The 4190-nt window shown below is 66.5% G+C and carries 2 protein-coding genes and 1 pseudogene; 1 reads left to right on the top strand and 2 read right to left on the bottom strand.

The annotated features are described in order from the left end of the window. A partial coding sequence (locus RMO40_RS24585; protein ID WP_309726439.1) for a [protein-PII] uridylyltransferase occupies positions 1–2053 on the bottom strand: 2053 nt, incomplete at its 3' end. Between the two features lie 13 nt (positions 2054–2066). Beyond that, positions 2067–2888 carry a type I methionyl aminopeptidase gene (map, locus tag RMO40_RS24580; RefSeq protein WP_309726437.1) on the bottom strand — a complete coding sequence of 274 codons (822 nt, stop codon included), beginning with the start codon at positions 2886–2888 and terminating at the stop codon, positions 2067–2069. Here map and RMO40_RS24575 point away from each other — a divergent pair. Beyond that, positions 2887–4190: pseudogene (locus tag RMO40_RS24575) on the top strand (phosphoribosylformylglycinamidine synthase); the annotation flags it as partial. The gene map and the pseudogene RMO40_RS24575 overlap by 2 nt on opposite strands.

Below are 4190 nucleotides of genomic sequence, written 5' to 3'. Positions count from 1 at the left end.
CGACCAGCTCGTGCAGCGAGCGCGCATGCCAGGCGATGTCGCCGGCATCGTGGCGTGCGAAGTAGCTGAGCTCGAGCGTCTTCCACAGCGGGCCTTCGATGCCGGGCGGGAGCGACACCAGGTTGAGCAGATGCCGGGCTTCCTGCTTGCGGGCCTCGATCTCGGCGTCCATGTTGGGCCGTGCGCCGCCGAGCGCGCGCAGCGTGAGGCGGTACAGATCTTCCAGCAGCTTGCCCTTCCAGGCGTTCCACACCTTCGGGCTGGTGCCGCGGATGTCGGCCACGGTCAGCAGGTACAGCGCGGTGAGCCGACGCTCGTTGATCACCAGCTTGGCGAAGGCTTCGATCACGTCGGGGTCGCTCAGGTCTTCCTTCTGGGCAATGCGCGACATGGTCAGGTGGGCCTTGACCAAAAACTCGATCAGCGAGGCGTCTTCCTTACCGATGCCGTGGTCGCGGCAGAAACGGCGCGATTCCACCGCACCGAGGTCGGAGTGGTCACCACCGCGGCCCTTGGCCACGTCGTGGAAGATCGCCGCCACGCACAGGATCCAGGGCTTGTCGAAAGTCGAGGCGAGTTGCGAGCAGAACGGGTACTCGTGGGCATGCTCGGCGATGAAGAAGCGCCGCACATTGCGCAGCACCATCAGGATGTGCTGGTCGACCGTGTAGACGTGAAACAGGTCGTGCTGCATCTGGCCGACGATGCGGCGAAACACCCACAGGTAACGGCCGAGCACGCTGGTCTGGTTCATCAGCCGGAAGGCGTGTGTCTGGCCCTCGGGCTGCTGCAGGATCTGCATGAAGGTGGCGCGGTTGACGGGGTCGCGGCGGAAACCGCTGTCCATCACTTCGCGGGCGTTGTAAAGCGCGCGCAACGTGCGTGCTGACAGGCCCTCGATGCCATGCTCCCTCTGAAACACGAGAAAGGTTTCCAGGATGGCATGCGGCTCGCGCTCGTAGAGGTCGTCGCTTGCCACCTCGAGCATGCCGGCACGGTCGAGGAAGCGCGCGTCGATGGGGCGCATCGGCGCATCTTGCGAGCCGTTGACCCGCTCCTCGATGTTGAGAACCAGGATCTGGTTCAGCTGCGCCACCGCCTTGGCGGCCCAGTAGTAGCGCTTCATCAGCACTTCAGACACCCGCTGGCCCTTGGTGGCCTGGTAGCCGAAGCTCTCGGCGACGGCGGTCTGCAGGTCGAACACCAGCCTGTCTTCTCGCCGCCCGGCCACCATGTGCAGCCGCGCGCGGATCAGGCGCAGCAGGCCTTCGTTGCGCTGCAGCTGTTTCACTTCAAACGCCGTGATCAGCCCCTTGGCGGCCAGCTCGGTCCAGCTCTTGCCGAGGCCGGCAGCGCGTGCCACCCAGATCAGCACCTGCAGGTCGCGCAGGCCACCGGGGCTTTCTTTGCAGTTGGGCTCGAGCGAGTAGGGTGTGTCTTCGTATTTCTGGTGGCGCTGGCGCATCTCGAGCGTCTTGGCGACCAGAAAGGCTTTCGGGTCCATGGCCTCGGCATGGGCGCGGCGGAAGGCGTTGAACACCCGCTTGGAGCCGCAGAGGTAGCGCGATTCGAGCAGCGCGGTTTGCACCGTCACGTCTTTTTCGCCTTCGGCGGTGCACTCGTCGACGGTGCGCACGCTGGAGCCGATCTCCAGGCCGATGTCCCAACAGGCGGTGATGAAACCTTCGACCGACGACTTCAGCGCGTCGTTGGGCGAGCCCGCGAGCCGTGCATTGGCGAGCTCGTCACTGGGCGGCAGCAGCACCAGCACGTCCACATCGGAGTGCGGGTACAACTCAGCCCGGCCGTAACCGCCCACGGCCACCAGGGCCGCGCCGGGCGGCATCATCGCGTGCTCCCACAGCTCGAGCAGGGTCTGGTCGACGTGGCGGGCCAGCGCGCGCACCAGCCGGGTGGCAGCCGGTGCGGTGGGGCGCGACTCGCGGAAGTGCGTCAGCAGCGCAGCCTTGCCCTCGCGGAACTGCGCGCGCTGCTCGCTGATGCTGCGGGGGGCACCGACCGGCGCCCGGGTGGTTTCAGCCACGACCGCCATGGGCGGCTCCTCTTCAGGCGGTTGCGGTGGCGGGGGCGGTCACGAAGGCAGGCGGCGGTGGGCTGCCGGCCGACAGCGTCAGCACCTCGTAGCCGGTTTCGGTGACGAGCACGGTGTGCTCCCACTGAGCCGAGAGCGAGCGGTCGCGGGTGACGATGGTCCAGCCGTCGCCGGTTTCGCGGATGTCGCGGCGGCCGGCGTTGATCATCGGCTCGATGGTGAACACCATGCCGGGCACCAACTCTTCGAGCGTGCCGGGGCGGCCGTAGTGCAGCACCTGCGGTTCTTCGTGGAACTTGCTGCCGATGCCGTGGCCGCAGAACTCGCGCACGATGGAGAAACCGGCGTTCTCGGCAAAGGTTTGAATGGAATGGCCGATATCGCCCAGGCGTGCACCGGGCTTCACTTTGACGATGCCTTTCCACATGGCGTCGTAGGTCATGCTGCACAGGCGCTTGGAGGCGATCGAGCCTTCACCGACGATGAACATGCGGCTGGTGTCGCCATGCCAGCCGTCCTTGATGACGGTGACGTCGATGTTGACGATGTCGCCGTTCTTCAGCGGCCGGTCATTCGGGATGCCGTGGCACACCTGATGGTTGATCGAGGTGCAGATCGATTTGGGGTAGGGCGTGTAACCCGGCGGCTGGTAGTGCAGCGGTGCGGGAATGGCTTGTTGCACGCCCACGATGTGCTCGTGGGCCAGGCGGTCGAGTTCTTCGGTGCTGATGCCCGCCTTCACGTGCGGCGTGAGCATGTCCAGCACTTCAGAGGCGAGGCGGCCGGCGACGCGCATGCGCTCGACGTCGGCGGCGGTTTTGATCGTGATCGTCATGGGGCCGGATTATCTCACCGGCCCCGTAAAATGCGCGGTTTCCACCGGCCAACCCTGCACACGGGCGGGCCAACCCCAACCGCCACCCGAGCCCCCCAGCGTGACTTCCACCCCCAAGCAATTGCTGCACTTCGAGGGCGGCAACGCCTTGTCCGCCTTCCGCGCCCAGGCCTTGCTGCCGCGGCTTCAGGCGGTCAGCCCCCGCATCACCGGCGTTTCTGCGCGGCATGTGCACTGGGTCTGGAGCGAATCCCGGCTGGATGCGAGCGATGCTGACAAGGTGCAGGCCCTTCTGCGCTATGGCGACGACTACACCGGCCCGGCCGAAGGCGCGCTGATCGTGGTGGCGCCGCGCCTCGGCACGGTGTCGCCCTGGGCCTCGAAGGCGACCGACATCGCCCACAACTGCGGCCTCGCCATCAAGCGGGTGGAGCGGGTCACCGAATTCCGGCTCACGCTGAAGAGCGGCCTGCTGGGTGGCGTGAAAGCCTTGAGCGCCGACGAGTTGCAAGCCGCCGCTGCGTTGCTTCACGACCGCATGACCGAGAGCGTGCTGCTGGCGCGTGAAGACGCTGCCCACCTGTTCGACGAACAGCCCGGCAAGCCGATGGCGCATGTCGACGTGCTCGGCAAGGGCCGCGGCGCGCTGGAGTCGGCCAACACCGAGTTCGGCCTGGCGCTGAGCGACGACGAGATCGACTACCTTGTCAACGCCTTCACGGCGCTCAAGCGCAACCCGACCGACGTGGAGTTGATGATGTTCGCGCAGGCCAACAGCGAGCACTGCCGCCACAAGATTTTCAACGCGCAGTTCACCATCGACGGCGTGGCGCAAGACAAGTCGATGTTCGGGATGATCCGCAACACGCACGCGCTGGCGCCGCAGCACACGGTGATTGCCTACAGTGACAACGCCTCGGTGATGGAAGGTGGCCCGACCGAGCGCTGGCTGCCGCAGGGTTACACCAATGCGCCGTTGTACGCCGGGCGTCAAGAGCTGGTGCACGTGCTGATGAAGGTGGAGACGCACAACCACCCCACCGCCATTTCTCCGTTCCCCGGCGCCTCGACCGGCGCAGGCGGCGAGATCCGCGACGAGGGTGCAACCGGCCGTGGCTCCAAGCCGAAGGCGGGGTTGACGGGTTTCAGCGTGTCCAACCTGCACCTGCCCGGCACCAACGAGCCGTGGGAGCAAACGCCCTACGGCAAGCCCGAGCACATCGCCAGCCCGCTGCAGATCATGACCGAGGGCCCGCTGGGTGGCGCGGCCTTCAACAACGAGTTCGGCCGGCCCAACCTGGG

This window comes from Rhizobacter sp., from assembly GCF_031412075.1.
GTDB lineage: Bacteria > Pseudomonadota > Gammaproteobacteria > Burkholderiales > Burkholderiaceae_C > Rhizobacter.
Note: the sequence above shows the minus strand (reverse complement) of the source record. Positions and strands in the feature narration are given on the sequence as shown.

Bases quoted from the DNA above. Each gene is read 5' to 3' on its own strand.
- map (WP_309726437.1), bottom strand. From the start codon at position 2,888: ATGACGATCACGATCAAAACCGCCGCCGACGTCGAGCGCATGCGCGTC.